We start from the raw sequence: 5,694 nt of genomic DNA on the forward strand, positions 1-5,694 counted from the left end.
CGCCTTCCGGACTCGCTTCGGTTCCTCAAATCCCCAGTTTATAACTGGACAAAGCACTAAGCGACGGCATGTCTCTTCGCAGATCAGCTTTCTGTAGCGTCAGGAGGACATGCGGATGAGCGTTTCCAGACGAATCGGACCGTTCGAGATTAAGGAACCCCTACACGAAGGGGGAATGGGAACCCTCTACTTGGCGCATGATGTGCAGCGGGGGGTTCAGGTGGTGGTGAAGGTGAGCCGCTTCTCGGAGAAGATGCGGCAGGAGGAGCGAGCCTTCTACGAGGAAGCTCTCCAGGCTGAGGCAGAGATCCTACGGGAACTGCATCACCCGCATATCGTCCGCCTGTATCCGATTCGGATGGAGGATCCGGAGGGAAAGGGCCAGTTGCCGGTTGGAAGCAACCGTGTGGTGTATACCCGGCGGGCGGTCGAGCTGCCTGGCCAGCCCTGGTATTTCGCAATGGAATACTTGGGCGGTGGCAGCCTGGAGGAATTGCTGAAGGCCCGGCGGGTATTGCCAGTCGAGGTGGCCGTGGAAATCGGCTACCAGGTGGCGATGGCCCTGGAGTATCTACACGGCCGGGGCATCGCCCACCGGGACATCAAGCCTCATAACATCCTGTTCCGGCGGCCGGTCCAGGAGGGCGTCGAGGCGGTGCTAGTGGACTTCGGACTGGCCCAGCGGCAGCGGGCCCGGGGGCTGGAGGCGGGGACGTTGACATATATGGCGCCGGAGCAGATCGAAGCTGAGAAAGGAGAGGCCCCGCGAAGCGACCCCCGGCCAGCCGACGTCTACGCCCTGGGGGTGGTGCTGTATCGAATGGTGACCGGCCGGCTGCCCTTTGAGGGTAGAAGCAGGGAGGAGCTCACCAGCGCCATCCGCAAGGCCCTGCCTACCCGACCCTCGCTGATCCGCAAGGACATCCCGGCGCCCCTGGACGACCTGATCCTTGAAATGCTGGTCAAGGAGCCGGAGAAGCGGCCGTCAGCAGCTTGGGTGGCGCGGCGTCTCAACGAGGCGATCCCCTGGCACCGCCGGTTCCTAGAGCTTGAAGGCCGCGAGGGCGCCGACCTGGCGCGGACGGCTGTCCCCCGCCGCCCTGCTCGATCGCCTGCGAAGCTCGCCCTGATCGCCGGCCTGTTCGCCTTCGCCATCGCGGGCTGGGGTCTGTATCTGTTCGGTGGGCGCCTTGGAGGGGAGAGCGTGGATCTGCGGCCGGCCGTGACGGCGACAGCTCCAGCGGCGTTTGCAACCCCTACGCCGCTGGTGATCGTCGGCGGTGCGGAGCCGACCCCGACCCCAATGGCGATGGTCGAGCCCACGGCCACGCCGCTGCCCACCCGCACGCCGACTCCCACGCTCCCGCCGCCAACTCCTCTTCCCAATCCGGCCAGCGGGCCGTAACGGAATGGATGGAAAGAAGGAGGTTGCCGAAATGTCTCAGAAGGCCTTTATTTCTAGACCTGGTCGCTCTCAGGATAGCGCGGCGCAGTCAGATGCCTCCAGACCCCTTCTGTTCTGCGACACCCACGCGGGCCTTAGCGGCAGGAACAATGAAGACGCTGTAAAGGTCTTCGAGCTTCCAGGTCCAGGGAACTGGCGCCGTTATGGGGCGATTGTGGCAGATGGAATCGGCGGACAAGCCTCCGGAGAGATCGCCAGCCATAAGGCCATCCAGCACGTGGTGGAGGCGCTGCGCCGATCCCCGGACGGCCCCATCCTGCCCGCCCTGATCCAGGCAGTTGAGGAAGCCAACCAGGCGATCTTTTCGGAAAGCCAGAAGAAAGAGCTGTGGAGGGGGATGGGCACCACCCTGACGATGGCGGTGGTGGAGGACAACCAGCTGTATCTGGCGCATGTAGGGGACTCCCGGGCGTATCTGATCCGAGGTGACCGCATCATCCAGCTCACGGTGGATCACACGTGGGCTCAGGAGGCCATCGAAGCCGGGCGCCTCACACCTGAGGAGGCCCGCACTCATCCGAACCGTAATGTTCTGAAGCGCTACCTGGGGATTGTCCCGAGGGTGGAGGTGGACACCCGAGTAGCGCCGGTCAAGGGAGAGGGAAAGCCCGATCCCAATCACCAGCCCATCCCCTTGCAGGCTGGGGATGTGGTGCTGCTCTGCACGGACGGTCTGCACGATGTGGTCACGGATGAGCAGATCCTGCAGATCGTGCGCAGCCATCCCGGGCAAAAGGCCGTTGGGGAGCTGATTCGGGCGGCGAACGCAGCCGGCGGTCCTGATAACATCTCCGTGGCGCTGATCGAAATGCCGGGCCGAAAGATCGCCGCACCGCTGATCCCCTGGCGGCTGCCGCCCATCGCTGTTCTAATTGGCATCGGAATCCTAGCCCTTGTCTTCGGGTCGCTTCTGGCCTGGGCGCTCCTGCGGGGAGATCGTTTGTCCTCCGAGGGCCCTGCAGGCACCGCGGGCCCCTCCACGCCGATCGTCTTGATCGGCGGTGGATCCGGCGAGGTGCCGGTTGAGTTGGGGGCTGGCGAGCTCACGGCTACTCCCCTTCCTACCCGGACCCCCACAGCGATCGTCCCTGGCCTAAGGCCCACTGCCAAGCCAGCAGCTGGGGCAGTTGCATACACCGAGACCCCAACGCCAACCGCCACGTCGATGCCAGCCCCAGGCGCAGGGGGCGGTGGAGGAGGGGCCTCGCCCGCGACCTCCACACCGGCGCCGCGGACGTCCACGCCGGCGTCTACATCGACGCCGGTGCCTACATCCACGCCAGTGCCGCCTTCACCTACGCACACGCCAGTGCCACCTACAGACACGCCAGCGCCGCCCACAGACACGCCAGTGCCACCTACGGACACGCCGGCACCACCCACAGACACGCCCACGCCATAGTAGAACGGAGGAGGTCAAAGCGAAGGAGACCTGAGCGCCTACGTTGTTCCTGGTGCTCTGGCCAGATCCTCCAGGTTAGACCATCTTATCCATTTTCTATTTCTTCCATAACGTGAGGAACGGGAAGAGGAGGCCGCAATGGCGATCTGGGAGCGCTTAGAAGCCGTGCAGCGCGGTGACGGGCAGCACGCGGGGGAGCGAGCCTCCCTGCGCGCCCTAGCCTATCATTATCGCCGCCGCTTGATGGAAGAGGGTGACCTGGAGTCCCTGCTGCGGCTCCCTCGTCCTATCCTGCGGGCCCGGCTGGAAGCCCTGCTGGCCCAGATGATCCGGGAGGAGGGCGAGGTGCTCTCCCCCTCTTTGCAGACGGAGATCGTCAACCTGATCGTCGACGAGACCATTGGCCTGGGTCCCCTGGAGCCGCTGCTCCGGGATCCCGCGATCTCCGAGATCATGGTCAACTGGCGGGCGCGGCCCGGCGAGGAAGGCCACGCAGAGGTGTTCGTGGAGCGGTTCGGTCGCATCGAGCGCCGCGAGGAGGTGGAGTTCGAGGGCCGGGAGCATCTCCTGCACATCATTGACCGGATCCTCTCCCCGCTGGGCCGGCGGCTGGACGAAAGCAACCCGCGCGTCGACGCGCGGCTGGCGGATGGCAGTCGGGTGGCGGCGGCTATTCCCCCGATCGCCGTCGACGGGCCAGTGCTGAGCATCCGTCGCTTCCGCGAGCGGGCCTTCACCATGGAGGACCTGATCGCCAACGGGACTCTTACGGAGACGATGGCGGCCTTTCTGCGGGCCGCCGTGCGCGCTCGCCTGAACATCCTGGTCTCCGGCGGCACCGGTTCCGGCAAGACCACCCTGCTGAACGTCCTGGCCGGCTTCATCCCTCATGATCAACGGGTGATCACCATCGAGGACATCGCGGAGCTCCGCTTCTACGAGCAGCACCCGCACGCGGTCCGTTTCGAGGCCCGCCCCCCAAACGTGGAGGGCAAGGGGGAGATCACCATCCGGGATCTGGTGCGGCTCTCCCTACGGATGCGACCAGACCGCATCGTGGTGGGGGAGGTGCGGGGCGGCGAGGCTCTGGACATGCTCCAGGCGATGAACACCGGCCACGAGGGTTCCATGACCACCGTTCACGCCAACTCCCCCCAGGAGGCTTTCTCGAGGCTGGAGACGATGGTGATGTGGGCCGAGGCGGCACAGCAGCTCTCCCTACGGGCCATCCGGGAGCAGCTGGCCACCATCGACTTGGTGGTGCAGATGATGCGCCTGTCAGGCGGCGAGCGTAAGGTCGTGGCCATCACCGAGGTCCAGGGACTCAAGGGAGAGCAGCTCCTCCTTAAAGACTTGTTTGTCTACCATCAGCTGGGCGTGGACGAGCTGGGGCGGGCTTACGGCTACTTCACCCCCACCGGAGTGCGGCCGCGCTGCCTAGGTCGGATGCGCCGCTGGGTGGGTCCGGCGGAAGTGGACCGTCTGGAGGCGGCGATGCGGGTCAATCCCCTGGAGGGCCGGTTGCCAGCGGACATCCTCAAAGATCCGTCGGTGAGCGAGATCATGATCAACGGCCCCAAGACCGTGTTCATCGAGCGGCGGGGGCAGCTCGAGCCGGTTCCCCTCGATCGCCTCAACATCCGCGACGAGCTGCAGCTGATGGAGATGGCTGCGATGATGGCCGCCCACGCCGGGCGTCGGATTGACGAGAAGCGGCCGCTGGTGGACGCCCGGCTGCCTGATGGCAGCCGTGTGAACATCGTCCTGCCCCCCCTAGCGCTCAACGGCCCGGTCATTACCATCCGCCGCTTCCGCAAGGAGCTGGTCCAGCCCGAGGACCTGATCCGACGGGCCGCTTTCGAGCGGCGCATGGCGATCTTCCTGCGTAAAGCTGTTCAGGCCCGACTCAACATCCTGGTGATTGGAGGGACGGGCAGCGGCAAGACCACCCTGCTCAACCTGCTGGCCTCTTACATCCCCGATGAGGAGCGCCTGATCACCATTGAGGACACGGCGGAGCTGCGGCTGAACAAGCCCCATTGGGTGCGCCTAGAGACCCGAACGGCCGACGAGTTCGGGGAGGGGGAGGTGACGATCCGCGACCTGGTAATCAACGCCCTGCGGATGCGGCCCGACCGCATTATCGTCGGCGAGGTCCGGGGTGGGGAGGCCCTGGACATGATCCAGGCGATCAACACTGGCCACCAGGGCTCGATGACTACCCTGCATGCCAACTCCCCAGAGGACGCTTTTGCCCGCCTGGAGACGATGTTGCGGATGGCGCGGGAGGGGGCGGATTTGCCGGAGGCCGCCCTGCGCCGCCTGATCTGCGCCTTCAACCTGGTGGTGCAGACGGCTCGCCTGATCGACGGCACGCGCAAGGTGATCCGGATCGACGAGGTGGTAGGAGTGCAAGGGGATCTGATCCGCACCGAGCCGATCTACGCCTTTCAGCCGATGGGGACGGCAGAGGACAGCGAGACGGTGCGGGGCTATTTTGCCGCTACCGGCTATCGACCGGCGGTCAGCCTGCGACAGATGGAAGAGCATGGGGTCTCGTGGACGCCGGATCTATTTGATCCCGGGCCACGGATCTGGGTGGAGGGTGAGCGTTGGATCCGGGCGCCGGAGGATGGAGAGGGAATGGCGGACGGAGAAGCGTCCCTCGATCTTTCAGAATGAGGACGCTCCGCGCGGCAGCCTGTCTCGATCCCCCTGTTTCCTGAAGCCTTAGCAAGGGTTTTTCAGGTTTTGGAGCCCAGACGCCCGAGAGTTGAAGAAGGGGGTTGAAGAATGAGAAGGATCTTGCCTTTCCTTCGCGATAACC

3 protein-coding genes are annotated in these 5,694 nt (G+C 65.1%); all 3 read left to right on the forward strand.

Annotated elements, in window-relative coordinates:
* Positions 1 to 115 precede the first annotated feature (115 nt).
* On the forward strand, positions 116 to 1,405 hold the full coding sequence (locus NZM16_RS03280) for a serine/threonine-protein kinase (RefSeq protein WP_295450662.1): 1,290 nt from the start codon (positions 116 to 118) through the stop codon (positions 1,403 to 1,405).
* A 31-nt stretch (positions 1,406 to 1,436) separates the two neighbouring features.
* Complete coding sequence (locus NZM16_RS03285) at positions 1,437 to 2,867, forward strand: protein phosphatase 2C domain-containing protein (RefSeq protein WP_295450659.1); 1,431 nt, start codon at positions 1,437 to 1,439, stop codon at positions 2,865 to 2,867.
* A 138-nt stretch (positions 2,868 to 3,005) separates the two neighbouring features.
* On the forward strand, positions 3,006 to 5,549 hold the full coding sequence (locus NZM16_RS03290; protein WP_295450656.1) for a CpaF family protein: 2,544 nt from the start codon (positions 3,006 to 3,008) through the stop codon (positions 5,547 to 5,549).
* The last annotated feature ends 145 nt before the right edge of the window (positions 5,550 to 5,694 follow it).

The organism is Thermoflexus sp. (genome assembly GCF_025055495.1).
In the GTDB taxonomy this organism is placed as follows: Bacteria; Chloroflexota; Anaerolineae; order Thermoflexales; family Thermoflexaceae; genus Thermoflexus.